Raw genomic sequence first — 19427 nt, 5'->3', positions numbered from 1 at the left:
CGGTTCACAACGCCTCCGGGTGCTTCAACAAGCGGTCGACCGCGGTCAGGAATCGGGAGCCGGTCGCCCCGTCCGTCGCCCGATGGTCCGCGGAGAGCGACGCGGTCACGGTCGGGTGCACACCGAGGAGACCATCGACCGCGACGGGTCGTTCGGTGACCCTGCCGAAACCGACGAGTGCGACCTGAGGTGGGTAGATGACCCCGAAAACGGCCTCCGCGCCCTGCTCGCCGAGATTGGTGACCGTGATCGTGGGATCGGCACTCTGCGTGCTGCGCAGGCGCCCGGCGCGAGCGCGCTCGACGACCTCGCGCAGTGCGGCCATCAGCTCGGGAAGCGGCATCCGGTCGGCCTCCTCCAAGGCCGGGGCGACCAGGCCCCCACCGCGCAGGGAAATCGCTACTCCCAACCGTACCGTCGGGCCGGGCACGAACCTGTCGTCGATCCAGAACCCGTTGAGTTCCGGCACGCGACCTGCCGCGACAGCAGTTGCCTTGAGCAGCAGCGCGGCCGGCACCACATGCTCGGCCACCGGTCGGCCGCGGTTGTAGGCGCGCACCCAATCGACGGCCCCGGCCAGGTCGATGGTCGTGGACAGGTAGTAGTGCGGGATCTCTCGTTTGGCGCGGCTCATGAGCGCGGCGATCGCCGTCCGCATGGTCCCCGGCCGGCCACGTACGGGCGTGGCGGGCGCCGCGGCCGTCGCACGCCCCACGCTCACGGGAGAGTCCTTCTCCCGTGCCGCCGCGCGTACATCGTCCGCCTTGATCGTGCCATGCCTGCCACTGCCGTTGACGGCGCGCAGATCCACTTCCAGTTCCCGTGCAAGCCTGCGTGCCAACGGCGACGCCGCCGGACGTTCGTGCGCGGCAGTGCCCTCTCGCGCGTAGTCGGCAGCCTCCCGGACGTCCGCACGGGTCACCCGCCCACCCGGACCGGAACCGTGCAGCGCGGCCAGGGGTACCCCGAGTTCGTCGGCCATGTGCCGTACGAGCGGTGACGTACCGATCGGTGAGGTGCCACGAGAGAGGGGTGACTCCGCTTCGGCTGCCGTGCGCCGATCGTGTTCGGGGGGCGGCGACCCGCCGGGCTTCGACGGCTCGCCGGCCGGCAGGGACGCCACGGCCGGGGTGCTCGGCTCAGGAGACGGTTCCCCGGACGTCTCGATCACAGCCAGTGGAGTTCCGACCGGCACGGTTCGACCCGGCTCCACGAGCAGGCGCGTGATGGTTCCCGCGTCGAAGCACTCGACCTCGATGGCGGACTTCGCGGTTTCGACGACCGCGACGACGTCGCCGCGGGCCACCCGATCGCCTTCGTGGACCAGCCACTCCGTGAGCGTGCCCTCGTCCATGTCCGCGCCCAGGGACGGCATCGTGAACTCCGGCATTCAGCTCACCGCCCGGTGCACGGCCGCGACGACGTCCTCCACCTGGGGGATCGCGGCCTGTTCGAGCTGGTGGGCGTACGGAATGGGAACCTCCGCCGTGCAGACGCGTTCGATCGGGGCGTCGAGTTCGTAGAACGCAGACTCGGCGATCCGCGCCGCCACTTCGGCGGCGAGCCCGCCGCTGCGCCAGCACTCCTCGACCACGACCGCACGGTGCGTGCGGGCGACTGTGGCCAGGATCTCCGTAGTGTCGAGCGGACGCAGGGTGCGCAGGTCGAGTACGTCGGCGCTGATGCCCTCCGCGGCCAATGTCTGCGCGGCCGCCATGGTCCGGGGCAGACAGCCCCCGTAGGTGATGAGCGAGACGTCGGTACCGGATCGGCGCAGCCGTGCGGAATCGATGTCAACGGCAGTCCGATCGGGATCGAGGGCGTCCGCGAGGTTGTACAGACCGGTGTGCTCGAAGACGACCACCGGGTCTTGGCAGGCCAGCGCGGCGGCCAACATGTGACGTGCGTCCTCCACGGTCGCGGGCGCGATCGCGCGCAGCCCCGGGATGTGCGCGTACCACACCTCCAGGCTGTGCGAGTGCTGCGCACCGAGTTGGCGTCCGGCACCGGTTGTGGTGCGGATGACCAGCGGTACCCGGATCTGCCCGCCGGACATGTGCTGGATCGCGGCGGCCGTATTGAGGATCTGGTCCATCGCCAGCAGACTGAAATTCACGGTCATGATCTCGACGATCGGCCGCATCCCGGCGATGGCCGCGCCGATGCCCGCTCCCACGAACGCCGACTCGGACAGTGGCGTGTCGCGGACGCGGTCGGGACCGAACTCCTCCAGCAAGCCCAGGCTCACGCCGAAACAGCCGCCATACGCGGCCACGTCCTCACCCATCAGGAATACCCGGTCGTCGCTGCGCATGGCTTCACGCATGGCCTCGCGCATCGCCTCGCGGTACGTGGTCCGGGCCTCCTCGTCGGGCTCGGATCCGTTCTCCCGCGACGCGGGCGCGGCCTTGACCTCGCGCTTGTTCCCGGTCGCCCCCTTCGAGCGCTTTCCGGCCCGCTTCGGTACGGCACCCGTCGGTTTTCGGCCCGTCATGTCCTCACCTCCGGCGGGGTGGTGACAAAGCGCAGAAGATCGTCGACCGGTTCCTCGGGTGCTTCCTCGGCGGCTCGCACCGCGTCGGACACTTCCTGAGCGACCCGATCCTCCAGGTCGTCGAGGTCGGTGTCCTCATGCGCCCCGGCTGGCCGCAACCCTGCGGCCAGCATGGGAATGGGGTCGCGGGTCTTCCACCACTCGACCTCTTCCTTCTCGCGGTAGCGGTCCGGGTCGTACATCGAGTGCGCCCGAAACCGGTAGGTGCGGGCCTCCAGGAAGTGTGGGCCCGCGCCCCCGCGGATGGACGCCACCGCCCGTCGCGTCGCGGCTTCCACCGCCACTACGTCCATGCCGTCCACAGCCCACGCGGCCATGCCGTAGGAGGCGGCGCGCATGGCGAGGTCGGTCTGGGCGTGTTCGCGGGCCAGGGCAGTGCCCATCGCGTAGCGGTTGTTCTCGCAGACCAGGAGCAGCGGCAGGCCCCACAGGGCCGCGAGGTTGGCGGTCTCGTGGAATTCGCCTTCGGCGAAGGCCCCGTCCCCGAAGAAACAGCAGGTGATGCCTTCCTCGCCGCGCATCTTGGCGGCCAGAGCCAAGCCGGCCGCCAGAGGCAAGCCCGCACCGACGATGGCGTTGCCTCCGTAGAACCGCCGCTCGGCATCGAAAAGGTGCATCGAGCCGCCTCTGCCACGGCTGCATCCGGTGATCCTGCCGAACATCTCGGCCATCACGGCCTGCGCCGGAACACCCTTGGCCAACGCCTGGCCGTGTTCGCGGTAGGTCGCCACGACCGCGTCGTCGGGCGCCAACCCGGCGTTCACCCCCACCGCGACGGCTTCCTCACCGATGTACAGGTGCACGAAGCCGCGGATCCTGGCCGAACTGTAGAGCTCGACACAGCGCTCCTCGAAGCGGCGGATGAGCAGCATCCGGTACAGCAGGTCCCGAAGGTGTTCGCGATCGTTCATCACGGCCTCGCCAAGGTCGAGACGTCGCCCTCGGGCAGGCCGAGTTCGCGGGCCCGCAACAGCCGCCGGACGACCTTGCCGCTGTTGGTCTTGGGAAGATCCTGGTCGAACTCGATCTCTCGGGGGGCGACCGCCGGGCCGAGCCGGGCGCGTGTGAAGGCGAGCAGTTCGCGTCGCAGCCCGTCGGTGGGCGCGAAACCGGGGCGAAGGGATACGAACGCTTTGACGATGGCTCCGGCCAGCGGGTCCGGGCGGCCGACGACGCCGCTCTCCGCGACGGCGGGGTGCTCCAGCAGCGCGCTCTCCACTTCGAACGGCCCGATCAGATGGCCCGCGGATTTGATGACGTCGTCGGCCCGACCGACGAACCAGAACCAGCCGTCGGGATCCTGCCGGGCCAAGTCGCCGGTCAGGTACCAACCGTCGGCGAAGCATCCGTCGTACCGGTCGGGTTCGTGCAGGTAGCCGCGGAACATCGAGGGCCACCCGACGTGCAACGCCAACTCTCCTTCGATATCCGGCTGGTCGAGCACGATGACCTTCCCGTCCGTGACCTCGACGCGGCCGTCCGAGCCGCGTCTGAGGACTGCCGCGGTCACTCCGGGCACGGGCCTGCCCATGGAGCCGGGTCGAATGTCGCACGCGGCGAAGTTGGCGATCATGATGCAGCCGGTCTCGGTCTGCCACCACGTGTCGTGAATGGGTTGCCCGAGCACGTCCCGTCCCCACAGGACCGCCTCGGGGTTGAGCGGTTCGCCCACACTCGCCACGAAACGAAGCGCGGACAGGTCGGTCCCCAGGGGGAGATCGCCGGGCCGCTGCCGTGGCGTCGTGCGCATCAGCATCCGAATGGCGGTCGGAGCCGTGTACCAGACGGTCACCTTGTGGTCGGTGAGGATGCGGTACCAGCGGCGGACGTCGAAATCCCCTTCGTCCACGACCACTGTCACTCCGCAGGTGAGCGGCGCGATGATGCCGTACGACATCCCGGTCACCCACCCCGGGTCGGCCGTGCACCAGTACACGTCCCCCGGGTGCAGGTCCAGCGCCGTCAGTGCCGTCGCGTGGTGGGCGACGACCGCCTCGTGGACATGGACGGCGCCTTTGGGAGTGCCGGTGGTTCCGCTGGTGAAGTGGAGCAGGGCCATGTCCTCGGGGCCGGTCGGAGCTACTGCGCCACCTGCGTGGGCGGCTCCCGTCAGCAGGTCGTAGGAGAAGACGCCGTGTGCCTGCGGGACGTCGGGCCCGACGATGAGCACGTATTCCAACCGCGGCAGTTCATGGCGCCGAGCGGCGACCTTGCGCTGGTACAGCGCCGTCGTCGTCACCAGCACGCGAGCGTCGCCGAGCCGCAGGCGTTCGCACACCGGGTCCGGACCGAAGGCGGAGAAGAGCGGACACAGGACACTTCCGTTGCGCAGCGCACCGAGCACCGTCGCGAATAGTTCGGGGCAGCGATCGAGGAGTGTGAACACTCTCTCGCCTCGCCCGACCGCGAGCTTCGTCAGCACATCGGCGAACCGGGCCGAAGCATCGCACAGCTTCGCGTACGTCCAGGTGCGGACTCTTCCGTCGCGCGCGACGACACGGATCGCCTCGTGGTCTCCCCTTCCCATCGCCACATGTCGATCCACTGCCTCGTAGGCGATGTTCAGATCCCCCGACGGCCGGCCGCCCAACTCCGCGCGCGCCGTCCCCCAGTCGAACCGCCGTACCGCGGCCGAGTAGTCGGGCATGTTCGGCACGACCGGGAAGAGGCCGGCCTTCGGGCTGATCGGCGCCGTCATGACCGCGCCCGAACCGGAGCACCGACCAATTGTCGGCAGCGACCGATCCGCCGCCCGTCGGGATACCGGCGCAGATCGCTTTTCGTCCCCGAGCGCTGGGCTGCTCGCGCAGTACGCATGGCTCACTTCCGAAGAGTCGTGCCCTTTACTCCACCCTGCGACGCGGAGGCGGCCGACGCCAGCGGGCGAGTCATAGGCGGCGGCGCACCGGCGGTTCCCGGAGGTGGGCCCGATGACGGGTTTCGTGTTCGAACGCGCGGACGTAGGCAGTTCACAGGGCCGAACGACCCTGTGCGCGAAGCGGTCATGAGCGGCATCCTGAGTTTGGCGGATCGCGGGAGCCCCGCCACCGCCGTGGACCACGGAAGCCACAAGGGAGCGGCGTCATGAAGGCACAGGTAGGCGACTGGGTGGTAGTCGAGTCTCCGCACGTGGGTGAACCCCGACGTGTCGGCTTGGTGATCCGGGTGGATCACACGGACGGTACGCCGCCCTACATGGTGCGCTGGACCGAGGACGATCATGAGTCATTGTTCTTCCCCGGCCCCGAAACGCACGTCGAGAAGCCCGAGGCGATGCTTCGGCCGGTGACGCGTCGATGACATAGGGTTCGACGAGCCTCTGCCGACGTGGCTCAGGCTCTACGGCGTCGCCGGCCCGTCCGACACGCCGGCGGCCCATCGGCGCAGGATCAGGCCCCGGGGCTCCGACCGCGGTGGCCGAGGCACGGGAGCAGGCGGTCGGCGCGTGGCCTGACCCCGGAAATTGCCCGGAGCTGTGGCGGAGCAGCTCGGTATACCCGAAACGGGACGACGACCGACTGTCACACTCGGGATGGGAGAGGCGACATGCACCACCGAACGGTTGCGGAATGTATGACCAGAGAGGTTGTCCGCGCGCGGCCGGACATGCCGTTCAGGGAGATCGTTCAACTGTTGACGGACAACGACGTCACCGCAGTGCCTGTGGTCGACGAGTTGGGCCGTCCCATGGGTGTGGTGTCCGAAGTCGATCTGTTGCGCAAGTCCACCGCCCGGGCCGATCTGTCCGGCGTGAGCCCGATTCCGGATCTGGAGGCCTGGGAGCGGGCCAAGGCAGAAGGGATTCGGGCCGAGGAACTGATGTCGGCTCCCGCGGTGTGCGCGCGTCCGGACTGGACCGTGGTCGAGGCGGCTCGCCTGATGGCAGTCCAGAACATCAAGCGGTTGCCCGTCGTGGACGAGGCGGACAGGCTTCAGGGCATCGTCAGCCGTGCTGACCTGCTGCGCATCTTCCTGCGAGGTGACGACGCCATCCGGGAGGAGATCGAACAGGAGGTGCTGCGGCACACACTGCGCCTCGAGCCCTCGCAGGTGACGGTCGAGGTCGACGAGGGTCAAGTCACCCTCGGTGGATCCGTCGAGTTCAAGAGCCTGATCCCGGTCATCGAGCGGCTGTGCCGGAGCATCGACGGTGTGGTCTCCGTCGTCGAGCACATCGCCTACCGCACCGACGATGGACCAGGTTTCGCCGGCGGCACGTGAGACACACCGGCATCGGGCGGAACCGGGGCCGTCGGGGCTTGCGCCGATCGGGCCGCTCCGAAGGTGTGACCCGCGCGTATCTCGTTCGAAGGCCGGCGGACACCGGCACTTTCGGCCCATGCGCGACTCGCCGAGCTGGGCCACAGTGGAAGGACGAGCGCGCGGTTGTGCCGCGAGGATGCCCAAAAAGCCCGGCACGTGCCACACCCGACGGGTGTATCGGTATCGCCGGACCGGCGACCGATGGACGCCGCAGCCGCCGGAGGGCCGTGGTTCGGCTGGTGCCCCGGAAGGGAGTCGCAAGTGACGAACGACCCTGGCGATGGATGGCAGTTCTGGATCGACCGCGGCGGTACCTTCACCGACATCGTGGCTCGACACCCCGATGGTCGACTGTCGACGCACAAGCTCCTGTCGGAGAATCCCGACCGCTATCGCGACGCCGCGGTCGAGGGCGTGCGTACGTTGCTCGGACTGTCGCCGGAACAGGAGGTTCCGGGCGGCCTGGTGGACTCCGTGCGCATGGGTACCACGGTGGCGACCAATGCCCTGCTCGAGCGCACCGGTGAGCGGACCTTGCTGGTGATCACGCGCGGTTTCGGGGACGCACTGCGGATCGGATATCAGAACCGCCCCCGCATCTTCGACCGACGGATCATCCTGCCCCGGCCGCTGTACGAGCGGGTCGTCGAGGTCGACGAGCGCATCACGGCCGACGGCACGGTGTTGCGCCCGCCAAATCTCGACCTTCTGGCCGTTGAGCTGCGTCGTGCGTACGACGATGGCCTTCGTGCCGTTGCCGTCGTGTGTTTGCACAGCCATCTGCACCCGGCGCACGAAGAGGCGATCGGAGACCTCGCGGAGCGCATCGGATTCCCGCAGATATCGCTGTCCAGCGAGGTCAGCCCGCTGATGAAGGTTGTGCCGCGTGGGGACACCGCCGTCGTCGACGCCTATTTGTCTCCGGTGCTGCGCCGGTATGTGCGAGAGGTGGCGGACCGACTGCGCGGCGTCCGCCTGATGTTCATGCAATCCAACGGTGGCCTTGCCGAAGCCGGGCATTTTCGGGGCAAGGACGCGATCCTGTCCGGCCCCGCCGGTGGCATCGTCGGCATGGCGCGGATGTCGCAACTGGCCGGCTTCGACAAGGTCATCGGCTTCGACATGGGGGGCACCTCGACCGACGTGTCGCACTTCGCGGGCGAGTACGAGAGAGTGTTCGCCACGCAGGTGGCGGGTGTACGCCTGCAGGCCCCCATGCTGGACATCCACACCGTCGCGGCCGGGGGCGGTTCGATCCTGCACTTCGACGGCAGTCGCTATCGAGTCGGTCCGGATTCGGCGGGCGCAGCTCCGGGCCCGGCCTGCTACCGGGGCGGTGGACCGCTGACTGTCACCGACGCCAACGTGATGCTCGGTCGTATCCAGCCCGCCTACTTCCCGCATGTGTTCGGGTCGGGCGGCGACCGGTCGTTGGACCGCGCCGTCGTGCGCCAACGGTTCACCGAAGTGGCCGAGGACATCCGGGCGCACACCGGTGACCGACGCTCGCCCGAGCGGGTCGCCGAGGGGTACCTGCAGATTGCAGTGGCCAACATCGCGGAAGCCGTCAAGCGCATCTCCGTGGAAAAGGGACGCGACATCACCGAATACGTGCTCACCACATTCGGCGGTGCCGGCGGGCAGCACGCCTGCGCGGTGGCCGACTCCCTCGGCATCCGCACGGTCCTGGTACCACCCATGGCCGGGGTGCTCTCCGCGCTCGGCATCGGCTTGGCGGACACCACGGCCATGCGCGAGCAGTCTGTGGAGGTTCCTCTGGAGGAAGCGATGGCGCGAGTGCGTCCGGTCGTCGATGAACTCGAAGCGGCGGTTCGCGCCGAACTCCTCGACGAGGGCATCCCGGCCGACCGGATCCGAGTGTCGCGGCGCGCGCGGTTGCGATACGACGGCACCGACACCGCCCTGCCCGTCGAACTGGCCGATGTGGCCGCCATGACCGAGATGTTCCAGGCGCGCCACCGCGCGGCGTACTCATTCCTCATGGAGCGTGCGATCGTCGTCGAAGCGCTCCTGGTCGAAGCGATCGGCGCCACTCAGCCACCCGACCTCGGCCGCCTCGGCGAGACGATCTCGAGCGACGAGGCCGAGGATCCCGATACCGTTTCCCTGTTCACGGACGGGGCGTGGCGTGACGTTCCCCTCCATCGACGGGAACGGATGGGCTCCGGCGACAGTGTGACCGGTCCGGCGATCATCACCGAGGCCAACGCCACCACCGTCGTGGAGCCGAACTGGCAAGCAACCATGACCACCAACGGCCACTTGGTCGTCGAGTGTGTGGGCGCCCGGGCCACGGCCGGCTTCGGAACCGGCGCCGATCCGGTCCTGCTGGAGATCTTCAACAACCTCTTCATGTCGATTGCCCGGCAGATGGGAGCGCGACTGGAATCGACCGCCCAGTCCGTCAACATCAAGGAACGGCTCGACTTCTCGTGCGCACTGTTCGACCCGGACGGCAATCTCATCGCCAACGCCCCGCACATCCCCGTGCACCTGGGATCGATGGGCACCACGGTCAAGGAGGTGATCCGCCGCCGGGCCGGAGCGATGAAGCCCGGTGACACATACGCCGTCAACGATCCCTATCACGGTGGCACCCATTTGCCCGACATCACCGTGGTGACCCCGGTCTTCGAAGAGCGAAAAGACCCCGCGGACGCCGCCGTCAGGAAGATCCTGTTCTTCCTCGCCTCCCGCGGCCACCATGCGGAGATCGGGGGAACGACTCCCGGCTCCATGCCCGCGAACAGCCGTGAAATCCACGAAGAGGGCGTCCTCTTCGACAATTGGCTACTGGTCGAGAACGGCAGACTTCGCGAGGCCGAGACCCGGCAACATCTTGTGGAGGCCGCCTATCCGTCCCGGAATCCGGCCACCAACCTCGCCGACCTGCGCGCCCAGATCTCCGCCAACCACAAAGGCGTCGAAGAAGTCGGCAAGATGATCGACCACTTCGGTCGCGACGTGGTCCAGGCCTATATGCGCCATGTCCAGGACAACGCCGAGGAGGCGGTTCGCCGAGTCGTCGACACCCTCGACGACGGCGAGTACCACTACGAGATGGATTCCGGCGCGTTCATTCGTGTGAGAGTCTCGGTGGATCGCGAACAGCGCACCGCGACAGTCGACTTCACCGGAACCTCGGGGCAGCTCGACACGAACTTCAACGCACCGACCTCGGTGGCGACCGCTGTCGTCCTGTACGTCTTCCGGACGCTCGTCGCCGATGACATCCCGCTCAACGACGGCTGCCTGCGTCCGTTGCGGATCGTCATTCCGACCGGCTCGATGCTGGCGGCGTCCTACCCGGTCGCGGTCGTCGCGGGCAACGTCGAAACGTCCCAGGCGATCACCGGCGCGCTCTACGCCGCCATGGGCGTCCAGGCCGAGGGATCGGGAACGATGAACAACGTTACGTTCGGCAACAGGCAGTACCAGTACTACGAGACGATCGCGTCCGGGTCCGGGGCCGGGGCGGGGTTCGACGGCGCGTCCGTCGTGCAGACCCACATGACCAACTCACGGCTGACCGATCCCGAGATCCTCGAATGGCGCTTCCCGGTGCTGCTCGAGGAATTCGCCATTCGGCACGACAGCGGTGGTGCGGGACAGTGGCGCGGCGGCGACGGCGCCGTACGCAGGATCCGCTTCCGCGAGGCGATGACCGTGAGCACCTTGTCGGGCCATCGTCGGGTGCCGCCGTACGGCATGGCCGGCGGGGCGCCGGGCGCTCTGGGTACCAACCACGTCGAACGAGCGGACGGAAGCACCGTGCCGATGGCCGGCTGCGATTTCGTCGATGTGCGGCCCGACGACGTCCTCGTGATCGAAACACCCGGCGGGGGTGGATACGGGCCCGGTCGAATGGGGGAACTTCCTCCGACGCCCTCTGCGGTCAACGCTCGCGTCGTCGTGGATCGGTCGTGATGAGCGAGGTCACCATCCGGCTGACGTCCGACGCGGAAAGGATTCCGACGAGCCGGATGCCGTCGACGACCAGTATCCGGTGCTCGGGCCCCGGCTCCAGCCGGAGCAGCAGGTCGGACAGCGGATCGTCCGGAGCGGCGACGGCCACCCGAGACATCGGCAGCATGATCCGACCCACGGTGACCGAGTCCCGATCGGTTTCCGGCACGTGTTGTGCGGCACGCAGCGTCAGCAATCCGACCGGGGTCTCGGCGTCGTCGGTCACCGGGAACGCCGAGTGCCGGTACCGCGTGCCGCGCAAGAACTCGGCAACCGTGAGTCGCTCGGATATCGTGACAGGCTCCCGCGACATGGCGTTGCGCACCGGAATCCCGGAGAGAGTCTCCCGTAGCTGGGCTTGGCGTCCCTCCGCCGTCGAGGCCGCGATGAGGAACCAGCCGATCAGCGCCAGCCACAGTCCACCGAACGTATCGCCGTATACGGCCAGGAACAGGCCAAGGAAGATCAGGACCCAGCCGAGTCCCCGGCCCGCCGCGGCAGCTCCGGTCGTCGCGCGCAGTCGGTTGCCCGTGCGCCACCACAACAGCGCACGCAGCAGTCGGCCGCCGTCGAGCGGTGCGGCGGGAATGGAGTTGAACAACGCCAGCAGGACGTTGACAACCGCGAGCCAGGCCAACGCCTCGACCAGCGGATTCGCGCCGGAGACCGTGTTGAGCAGCCACGCGGCGAGGCCGAAGAACACGCCCAGAATGAGGCTGACCAACGGACCGACGCCCGCGATCCGCAACTCGACGGCGGGCGTGGATGCCTCCCCTTTGAGTCGGGACACGCCGCCGAGCAGCCACAGAACGATGTCCTCCACCTCGATCCCGTTCCGCCGGGCGACCACGGCGTGCGCCAACTCGTGGGCCAACAAGGACGCAAAAAACGCCAGGGCGGTGATCACACCGACCGCCCAGTAGACAACCTGCGGGTGCCCGGGGAGGGCATCGGGGAGACGGGTACGCGCGAGCCCGACCGTGATCGCCGCGAAGATGACCACTACGCTCCAGTGCACCCCGATCCGGACCCCGGCGAGCCGCCCCAGTGGGAATGTCGCCCGCACGGTGTTCTCCTTCGTCGTACGCGGCTCGAACAGGACGCACTGTCTTCGGAGACGGGGTCGTTACCCGGTCCGGCGGATCCTGATCGCGCGGTGCGCGGTGTTGCTTCGCCGCCGCGTCCTCCTCGCCCGATTCGATTGAACCGCGCCTTCCGGAAGAGGGAACAGGGCCGAACGGCCCACCCGCCCCCTGCGGACACCATCCTTTCCTGGTGGGGTGCCACGAGGAGCGGCCATGCGATGAAGAAGCGTGGGAGTTCTCCGCGATGATCGAAAAGTCCGGTACTGCGGCCAAGAGTTCCGCGAAGAAGGAACGCACGACCGCAGCCCCGCGAACTCGCCGACCGCGATGAAGTCGTCGAAGACGCCGTCGGCCGAGAAAGGGGCGAAACGGTCGAGATCTCCGTCGTTGAGGGCTTCGAATACCGCGCGTGCCACCGCGGCGGATGTTCGCGGCGCTTCGGAGGCCCTCATGGCTGCTCCGGTCGAGGTGAACGCAATAAGGCGACTCTGTGCGTCACGACACTTCCGGCATCACGCGGTTGCCCGACCGCGCCATACGGGTCCAGGATCGCGAGGCGTCCCAGCGGAGCCGTGGCCGTTGAAGCTCGCCATGTTCGGGCGCGGCGGGCGCGATTCCCAGTAGTGGCGTGCCGTCTGTCGGCGGCGGCTCGCCCCCGGCACGCAGGCTGCTCACGGTTGAGCAGCATCCACGCTCACGGGACGATGGGGAGGTGAGCGTGACGACGATCACGGGCATCGTGTCGGTGTCGGACGAACGGCCGGAGCCGGCGACGAACGACACCGACGACGGATGTGGTGGTGTGGGCGGTACATGCCTGACAGAGCGGCCCCGGTGACGTCCGCCGGCACGCGCATGGTTGTGGCTGCCCGGAGACCACCAGGCTCGAGTCCGATCTCGCCGAACGCCGACCATGAGGGGCCCGCGGAGGTCCGATGACTGACCCAAGCGCGCAAATGCCGGACCCGACGTCTGCAACCGGATCGGGACCGTCGGCCGGCTCCGCCGAGCCGGACCCTCGCGAGCCGCTCCTGCGACTGCTCCGTGATCTGCGATGCGGCACGGACGGTGTCAGCGAGCGCGAGGCCGCCCGGCGCTTGGTGGCGTACGGCCCGAACAGGATCAGACGTCGGGGCAAGCGCTCCTGGTGGCGCGACCTCGGGGCCCAGTTCGTGCACCCCCTTGCACTGCTGTTGATCGGTGCGGGGCTCTTGGCGTTCGCGGCGGGGACGCCCGCGCTGGCCGGCGCGATCCTGGCCGTGGTCGTTCTCAACGCCGCGTTCGCCTTCGTTCAGGAACGCCAGGCGGAGCAGGCGGTGGAGGCACTCGGCCGCCTCCTTTCCGAGCAGGCCCGGGTCGTACGGGACGGGGTGTCCAGGTCCGTGGACGCCGCGTCGGTTGTTCCCGGTGATGTCGTGCTGCTCGCCGAAGGCGATCGGGTCTGCGCCGACGCGCGCGTCGTCGAGGGTTTGGTGGACGTGGACATGTCCACGCTCACCGGTGAGTCCGTGCCGGTGACACGCGGCTCGCAGCACGCCGTGGGTACTCCACCTCTGCTCGAGGCATCCGATCTCCTGTTCAGCGGAACCGCAATTGTCGACGGCACGGCTCGCGCGCTCGTGTATGCCACGGGCGACCACACCGAACTCGGCCGGATCGCCGCTCTCAGTCACCGCGTGAAGCGTGAGAGCAGCCCTTTGGAAATGCAGGTCAAGCGAGTCGCCTGGATCATTGCCGCAGTGGCGACAGGCGTGGGCCTGGCCTTTCTGCCGTTGGGTCTGTTGGCGGGACTCTCCCTGAAGGACGCGTTCCTGTTCGCGGTAGGTCTGCTGGTGGCGAACGTGCCGGAAGGGCTGTTGCCGACCATCACTCTCGCGCTCGCCGTCGGCGTGCGGGTACTCGCGCGTCGGGGCGCGGTGGTGAAGCGACTGAGCGCGGTCGAGACACTCGGTTCGACATCGGTGATCTGTACCGACAAGACCGGCACCTTGACCGAGAATCGCATGCACGTGTCCCTCGTTCGCGGTGCAGTGGCCGCAGCAGACGTTGTTCCAAGGCCGGGGTTGCCCCAGGAGTACCGGCACCTGCTGCAATCCCTCGCCACCTGTACGACGGCTGCGGTGGCCGTCGGCGATCGGCCGGCGATCGGCGATCCGATGGAACTCGCCCTCCTCCGAGCCGCAGCGCACGGTGACACGCGCGTGGATGAAACCGTCCGGGATCGCGATCGGCTCCGCCTGTTCCCCTTTACCCCCACGCTGCGACTGATGTCCACGTTGACGCCCGACGCCGACCACAGGCGGCTGGACGTCAAGGGCGCTCCCGAGGCGGTACTTCCCCGCTGTGCCACGATCGCCGACGATGGCGTATTCCGGATACTGACGGACGAGGATCGCCGGCGTACCGAGGCAGCGCTGGCGGAATTCGCGGGACGGGGACTGCGTGTCCTGGCGTCCGCGGATCGCGTCTTCCCTGCGGATGGGCCTGTTCCCGAGCACCGGGAGGACGCGGAGCACGACTTGTGCTTCCTCGGGTTGGTCGGGTTGGTCGACCCGGCCCGGCCCGAGGTCCCGGAAGCCGTACGCAGATGCCACGAGGCGGGCCTGAAGGTGCACGTGGTGACGGGAGATCACCCGGTCACCGCCACCAGCATCGCCCGTGAGGTGGGCATCGGTACCGAGGGCCTTCGTACGGTGACGGGAGAAGAGCTCGAGGCGATGTCCGAGGCGAGATTGGACGAACTCATCGGGAGTGGTGACGAGATCGTCTTCGCGAGGTCATCGCCCGAGGCGAAGCTGCGTATCGCGGACGCGCTGCGAGCGGTGGGACATGTGGTGGCCATGACGGGCGACGGCGTCAACGATGCGCCGGCACTGCATCGTGCCGATATCGGCGTGGCCATGGGGCGAAGTGGGACCGATGTCGCTCGCGAGGCGTCGACGATGGTGCTCACCGACGACAATTTCGCCACCATCGTCGCGGCGATCGAAGCCGGTCGCCGCGTCTACGACAATGTCCGCAAGTTCATTCTCTACATCTTTGCCCACCTCACTCCGGAAGTGGTGCCCTTCCTGGTGTTCGCATTGTCCGGCGGGAAGATTCCACTACCGCTGACCGTCTTGCAGATCCTCGCGATCGACCTGGGCACCGAAACCTTGCCCGCACTTGCCTTGGGGCGAGAGCCGGCCGAACCCGGCCTGATGAACCGGCCACCGCGCTCGCGCAAGGAGAGCATCATCCGCGGCAATCTGCTCTTCAGGGCTTGGGTGTTCCTCGGGCTCATCTCCGCGGCGTTGGTCATGGTGGCGTTCTTCTACGTGTTGTGGCGTGCCGGTTGGGAGCCCGGCGATCCCACAGGTTCGGGACATCCGTTGCACGACGACTACCTCCGGGCCACCAGTGCCACCTTCGCGGGCATCGTCGCCTGCCAGATCGGCACGGCTTTCGCGGCCCGCACCGAACACGCCTCGCTGCGCTCGGTCGGGGTGTGGTCGAATCCACTGCTCCTATGGGGGATCGCGTTCGAGATCGCCTTCACCGCGGCCTTGATCTACATCCCGCCGTTCCAAGCGCTTTTCGGCACATCGGCACTCCCGGCGGACGTTCTGGCGCTCATCGCGTCCTTCCCGTTCATCGTGTGGGGCGCCGACGAATCGAGGCGTGCCAAGCGTCGACGTCGTTACGCCACCGGCGGGGGCGTTCGCTGAGGTGAGCGGGCAGAACGGCCCATGCGAACAGCCTCGTGTTCGAACTGCTGCGTAGATCTCGGCGGCACGTGCTCGCGCGGCGGGACGGCCAGGCTTTGCCGATCGGTTGCTCACCGGATGGCAAGCGGCGGTGCGGTGACGCGCCACCGGGACAGCCGGGTCGGGCTCGTATGTTGTCTTCGGCGAGGTTTCCCTTCACGTCCTGCCCGGCGGCAGCACGGCCACAGGGCAATGCGCGTGGTGGAGAACGCCGTAGCTGACGGAGCCGAGCAGCATGCCCCGGAATCCGCCGAGCCCGCGGGTACCGACCGCCAAGAACAAGGCGTGCTCGGATTCCCGCACCAGAACGCGCACCGGGTGCCCCAACGCGACCTCGCGACGCGCCGTTACGCCCGGGTATTTTTCGTGGTATCCGGTGAGCGCCTCCTTCAGCCGATGCCGTCCCTCCCTGATTTCGTCGGCGTCGGCCGCCGCGGACGCCACGGACCCCGGATGCGGGTTGCGGACATGTACCGCGAGCACCTCGGCACCACGCAGTGAAGCCTCTTCGAAGGCGAACGCCATGGCGTGTTTCGACAACTCGGAGCCATCGACGCCGACCACGATCGTCTCTGCCACACCCGAGACGGGCTCTGGGGCCCGAACCACCACGACAGGGCACGGAGCGTGCGCCACGACCGGTACGGCGATCCCACCGGTGGTCATCAACTCTCGCAGTGAAGACAGCCCGCGCGAGCCCAGGACCACCATGCTCGCGGTACGTGCTTCCGCACGCAGGACATCGGCCGGAGCGCCGTCGACCAAGGCTTCTTCAACGCGCAGTGCCGGATGCAGCCCGACAGCCAGCGCGCGGGTTTCGGCGAGCGCGCGTCGCCCGGGGTCCTCGAATAGTCGGCGCCATGTTTGCGTCGGCTGCCGCTCGGCCGGGTCCCGATCCGCATCCGCCGGCCAGTCGAGCGCAGATACCAGACGAAGTGGCAGTCGGCGTCGATCAGCCTCGTCCGCCGCCCATACAACGGCCGCGCGTGCGGAGGGGGTCGCCTCGACTCCCACGACGATCGACTCGCGTCCCTCTGAGGTGGACATGTCGTACTCCTTTCACGGCGGCCGGTCCAACACGGCCCCGCCTTCGACCCTGCTCCGGGCGACCCGGATCGAACAGGGCCGTTCGCCCCATGAAATCCGGACTCCCGGGAGTCTTGGAACGGGGGACATGAGCCGCTCGGCTCACGGCAAGACGACTGGCATGGGACCTTCGGCCCTGATCCGGCGCCACTCGGCCCTGTGGCTCAATGTCCGGGTGCGCGACGGTGAACGTCGAAGGCAAAGGCATCCGGCCCGGCCGGACGGGCCCGAACCCCTCAGCCGCGGAGCGAAAGCCATGAGCGACACTTCAGCGATCGGGCGCAACGCGGGGCACTCTTGGGTGGTGGGCCGTCCCGGGCCGATCGACACCCAGCCCCTCGATTTCGTGGAACGCGAGTGGGCACAGCCGGGTCCGGGCGAGATTCTGGTGCGGGTGGAGGCATGTGGTGTCTGCCGTACGGACCTGCACCTTGCGGAGGGTGATCTGAAGCCGCATAGAGCGAACACCGTACCCGGGCACGAAGTGGTCGGCGTAGTCGAGTCTGTGGGGATGGACTCGACGCGCTTCGTCACCGGCGATCGCGTCGGCATCGCGTGGCTCCGTCACACCTGTGGAAGGTGCTGCCGCTGTCGGAGCGGCGCGGAGAATCTTTGTCCCGATTCGAGGTACACCGGTTGGGACGCAGACGGCGGATTCGCCGACCGGCTTGTGGCGCCGGAGGATTACGCCTACGCGCTTCCCGTCGATCGGGCCGCCGAGTACTTGGCGCCGCTGCTGTGTGCGGGGATTATCGGCTATCGGGCCCTGCGGCGCGCCGACCTGCCACCCGGGGGCAGGCTGGGCGTCTACGGTTTCGGTGCGTCCGCCCACCTCGCCGCACAGGTCGCGCTTGCGCGAGGTGCCTCCGTACATGTGATGACCCGCTCTGCGGAGGCCCGCCGACTGGCTCTGGAACTCGGGGCCACCTCCGCCGGAGATACCTACGACAAGCCCCCCGAACCATTGGACTCCGCCATCGTGTTCGCTCCGGTCGGCGAGATCGTGCCGACCGCCCTGGCCGCGCTCGACCGGTCCGGAACCGTGGCGATCGCGGGTATCCACCTGACCGACATTCCGCCGCTGAACTACCAACGGCATCTGTTCCACGAACGCAACCTGTGCAGCGTGACCGCCAACACCCGCCGGGACGGGATCGAGTTTCTCCGTCTTGCGGCGGAGATCGACCTTCAGGTGACGACGACGCCTTACCTGATGAGCCAGGCCGACCGAGCGCTCTCGGATCTCGCGGCCGATCGTGTTCGCGGCGCGGCGGTCCTGCTCGCCGGTTGATCGGATATGGGAGGAAAACCCGTGCCTACCATTCCTCGTTACCTTCGGAAACCGGGTGGCCGACAATGCGGTCGACCGGACAGGGCCGAACGGCCCCGTCGAATCCCATCGTCCAGAGCCGATGGCCCCTTTGCGGCGAGCGCGTTTACGGCCGACCCTGGAATCCTCGACAAGAAAGAAGGAGCCGACAGCCAGGCAACCCACTCGAAGGCGTGCACCTCGACGGGGGCGAACGTACTCGGCCTTTTGACGATCTCGCGCACGACATCCGACCGGAACGGGTGAACCATGTCCACGACACACACACGCCCAGGAGAACCGACCCACATCCCGACGGCTCGAGAGGCGATGCACGGCCCGGTCGTCGGGGTCGCCGCCCATGACACCCTGTGGCAGGCGATGGATCGCATGCTCACCGCCCACCTGCGGCATGTCGCCGTCGTCGAAGACGGTCGTGCCCTGGGTCTGCTGAGCGACCGCGATCTTGCGTCGGTCTGGGCCCTCGACCCACTCGGTCTGAAGCACCGCATAGCACGCGATGTACTCGGAGTCGACCCCCCCTTCATCGCCCCCGATCTGGATGTGATCAGCGCGAGTCGACGCCTTCTCGAGGCCGGGATCGACGCCCTTCTGGTCGTGGACGCGACGGATCGCGCCATTGGTGTACTGACAGACCACGATCTGCTCGCAGTGATGGTGGATCTTTACCAGGGCCGGGAAGGTCATGGCGACCATACGGCCAGGCATTCGATGATGTCGCCCGACTGAACCCGGTGGGAGGACGTCGGCATCGACTGCCCGATTCGGGCCGCGCACGCCGCTCCACGCTTTCTTGAGCGCTATCGCCGACGGAGACCGCGCAAGTGGAGCGCGCGGCACGAGACGCCCGTGGGGGAGTAACGCCCATGAATGAGGACCGCGTCCTCGTCGTCGACGCCGGATCATCGACTGTGAAACCGTCCATGCTCGACCCGCACGACATCGTCGCGTGCACGTCGGCCGTCGAGTGTCCGGACATCAACCCGGACGGTGCCATCTCCGGGTTTCTGCGTTGCCTCGAGTCCATCGACCGACGAGTCGGACGCGCCGATAGCGTCCTGTTCACCCAGGAGATCGACCGGGCCTGACCGAGTTCGACGGCGTCGGACCCGATGTCGCATGCCGCGAGTCTGCGGCACTCACACCGGGCGGCATTCGTGGTCGATCTGCGTGATGCGCCGCATCCGCGCGGGGTACGGTATCGCGGGGCAGCACTTCGGCGAATTCGCTTGGGGGTGAGCGGGCTTTCGGCGTACCCCGGGTTGTCGGCGACGCACCGATTCCGAATCACCGGGCCACATGGCCCTGTTCGAGGATGAGCCCGCCGTGCTGTCCTGGTATCCGGCGACGGCTCTTCTCTCGCCGGCCGCGTTGGC

13 protein-coding genes are annotated in these 19427 nt (G+C 68.1%); 7 read left to right on the top strand and 6 right to left on the bottom strand.

Features of this window, described 5'->3' with window-relative positions; genetic code table 11:
* Window positions 1-4: 4 nt before the first annotated feature.
* Genes ACIBSV_RS46395 through acsA form a run of 4 tightly spaced genes read right to left on the bottom strand, consistent with a single transcriptional unit; the run spans window position 5 to window position 5252 of the window.
* Window positions 5-1390 (bottom strand): dihydrolipoamide acetyltransferase family protein, encoded by a 1386-nt coding sequence (locus ACIBSV_RS46395; RefSeq protein ID WP_395873580.1) that lies wholly within the window; start codon window positions 1388-1390, stop codon window positions 5-7.
* Window positions 1391-2494 (bottom strand): alpha-ketoacid dehydrogenase subunit beta, encoded by a 1104-nt coding sequence (locus ACIBSV_RS46390; RefSeq protein WP_395873579.1) that lies wholly within the window; start codon window positions 2492-2494, stop codon window positions 1391-1393.
* A complete protein-coding gene (pdhA, locus tag ACIBSV_RS46385) occupies window positions 2491-3465 on the bottom strand; it encodes a pyruvate dehydrogenase (acetyl-transferring) E1 component subunit alpha (protein ID WP_395873578.1) in 975 nt (324 codons plus the stop codon). Before pdhA ends, ACIBSV_RS46390 begins: the two co-directional genes overlap by 4 nt.
* Complete coding sequence (gene acsA / locus ACIBSV_RS46380; RefSeq protein WP_395873577.1) at window positions 3465-5252, bottom strand: acetate--CoA ligase; 1788 nt, start codon at window positions 5250-5252, stop codon at window positions 3465-3467. The genes pdhA and acsA overlap by 1 nt, the downstream gene beginning before the upstream one ends.
* A gap of 386 nt (window positions 5253-5638) precedes the next feature.
* Here acsA and ACIBSV_RS46375 point away from each other — a divergent pair, with 386 nt between their 5' ends.
* The 3 genes from ACIBSV_RS46375 (at window position 5639) to ACIBSV_RS46365 (ending at window position 10765) form a co-directional block, all read left to right on the top strand.
* The gene (locus ACIBSV_RS46375; RefSeq protein ID WP_395873576.1) at window positions 5639-5854 is read left to right on the top strand and encodes a DUF1918 domain-containing protein; all 216 of its coding nucleotides are present in this window, start codon (window positions 5639-5641) and stop codon (window positions 5852-5854) included.
* 246 nt (window positions 5855-6100) lie between these two features.
* A complete protein-coding gene (locus ACIBSV_RS46370) occupies window positions 6101-6775 on the top strand; it encodes a CBS domain-containing protein (RefSeq protein WP_395873575.1) in 675 nt (224 codons plus the stop codon).
* Between the two features lie 303 nt (window positions 6776-7078).
* Window positions 7079-10765 carry a hydantoinase B/oxoprolinase family protein gene (locus tag ACIBSV_RS46365; protein WP_395873574.1) on the top strand — a complete coding sequence of 1229 codons (3687 nt, stop codon included), beginning with the start codon at window positions 7079-7081 and terminating at the stop codon, window positions 10763-10765.
* On the opposite strand, the gene ACIBSV_RS46360 is transcribed toward ACIBSV_RS46365, so the two are convergent.
* Window positions 10734-11870: a site-2 protease family protein gene (locus tag ACIBSV_RS46360; RefSeq protein ID WP_395873573.1), complete on the bottom strand. Its 1137-nt coding sequence runs from the start codon at window positions 11868-11870 to the stop codon at window positions 10734-10736. The two genes, ACIBSV_RS46365 and ACIBSV_RS46360, sit on opposite strands and share 32 nt — an antisense overlap.
* A 954-nt stretch (window positions 11871-12824) precedes the next feature.
* On the opposite strand from ACIBSV_RS46360, the gene ACIBSV_RS46355 reads away from it, so the two are divergent.
* A complete protein-coding gene (locus tag ACIBSV_RS46355) occupies window positions 12825-15596 on the top strand; it encodes a cation-translocating P-type ATPase (RefSeq protein ID WP_395873572.1) in 2772 nt (923 codons plus the stop codon).
* A 195-nt stretch (window positions 15597-15791) separates the two neighbouring features.
* On the opposite strand, the gene ACIBSV_RS46350 is transcribed toward ACIBSV_RS46355, so the two are convergent.
* The gene (locus ACIBSV_RS46350; RefSeq protein ID WP_395873571.1) at window positions 15792-16649 is read right to left on the bottom strand and encodes a universal stress protein; all 858 of its coding nucleotides are present in this window, start codon (window positions 16647-16649) and stop codon (window positions 15792-15794) included.
* 160 nt (window positions 16650-16809) lie between these two features.
* Here ACIBSV_RS46350 and ACIBSV_RS46345 point away from each other — a divergent pair, with 160 nt between their 5' ends.
* The 3 genes from ACIBSV_RS46345 to ACIBSV_RS46335 all read left to right on the top strand — a co-directional run bounded on the left by ACIBSV_RS46345 (window position 16810) and on the right by ACIBSV_RS46335 (window position 19139).
* Complete coding sequence (locus tag ACIBSV_RS46345) at window positions 16810-18012, top strand: zinc-binding alcohol dehydrogenase family protein (protein ID WP_395873570.1); 1203 nt, start codon at window positions 16810-16812, stop codon at window positions 18010-18012.
* Between the two features lie 348 nt (window positions 18013-18360).
* On the top strand, window positions 18361-18780 hold the full coding sequence (locus ACIBSV_RS46340) for a CBS domain-containing protein (RefSeq protein ID WP_395873569.1): 420 nt from the start codon (window positions 18361-18363) through the stop codon (window positions 18778-18780).
* A gap of 137 nt (window positions 18781-18917) precedes the next feature.
* Window positions 18918-19139, top strand: a complete 222-nt coding sequence (locus ACIBSV_RS46335) for a hypothetical protein (RefSeq protein ID WP_395873568.1) — start codon at window positions 18918-18920, stop codon at window positions 19137-19139.
* The last annotated feature ends 288 nt before the right edge of the window (window positions 19140-19427 follow it).

The sequence above is a fragment of the Embleya sp. NPDC050154 genome, assembly GCF_044460165.1.
Taxonomy (GTDB): domain Bacteria; phylum Actinomycetota; class Actinomycetes; order Streptomycetales; family Streptomycetaceae; genus Embleya.
Note: the sequence above shows the minus strand (reverse complement) of the source record. Positions and strands in the feature narration are given on the sequence as shown.

What these genes read in the sequence shown, in the direction of transcription:
- ACIBSV_RS46395 (WP_395873580.1), bottom strand. Translation starts at nt 1,390, where the DNA reads ATGCCGGAGTTCACGATGCCGTCCCTGGGCGCGGACATGGACGAGGGC.
- ACIBSV_RS46390 (WP_395873579.1), bottom strand. Translation starts at nt 2,494, where the DNA reads ATGACGGGCCGAAAACCGACGGGTGCCGTACCGAAGCGGGCCGGAAAG.
- pdhA (WP_395873578.1), bottom strand. Translation starts at nt 3,465, where the DNA reads ATGAACGATCGCGAACACCTTCGGGACCTGCTGTACCGGATGCTGCTC.
- acsA (WP_395873577.1), bottom strand. Translation starts at nt 5,252, where the DNA reads ATGACGGCGCCGATCAGCCCGAAGGCCGGCCTCTTCCCGGTCGTGCCG.
- ACIBSV_RS46375 (WP_395873576.1), top strand. Translation starts at nt 5,639, where the DNA reads ATGAAGGCACAGGTAGGCGACTGGGTGGTAGTCGAGTCTCCGCACGTG.
- ACIBSV_RS46370 (WP_395873575.1), top strand. Translation starts at nt 6,101, where the DNA reads ATGCACCACCGAACGGTTGCGGAATGTATGACCAGAGAGGTTGTCCGC.
- ACIBSV_RS46355 (WP_395873572.1), top strand. Translation starts at nt 12,825, where the DNA reads ATGACTGACCCAAGCGCGCAAATGCCGGACCCGACGTCTGCAACCGGA.
- ACIBSV_RS46345 (WP_395873570.1), top strand. Translation starts at nt 16,810, where the DNA reads ATGAGCCGCTCGGCTCACGGCAAGACGACTGGCATGGGACCTTCGGCC.
- ACIBSV_RS46340 (WP_395873569.1), top strand. Translation starts at nt 18,361, where the DNA reads ATGCACGGCCCGGTCGTCGGGGTCGCCGCCCATGACACCCTGTGGCAG.
- ACIBSV_RS46335 (WP_395873568.1), top strand. Translation starts at nt 18,918, where the DNA reads ATGAATGAGGACCGCGTCCTCGTCGTCGACGCCGGATCATCGACTGTG.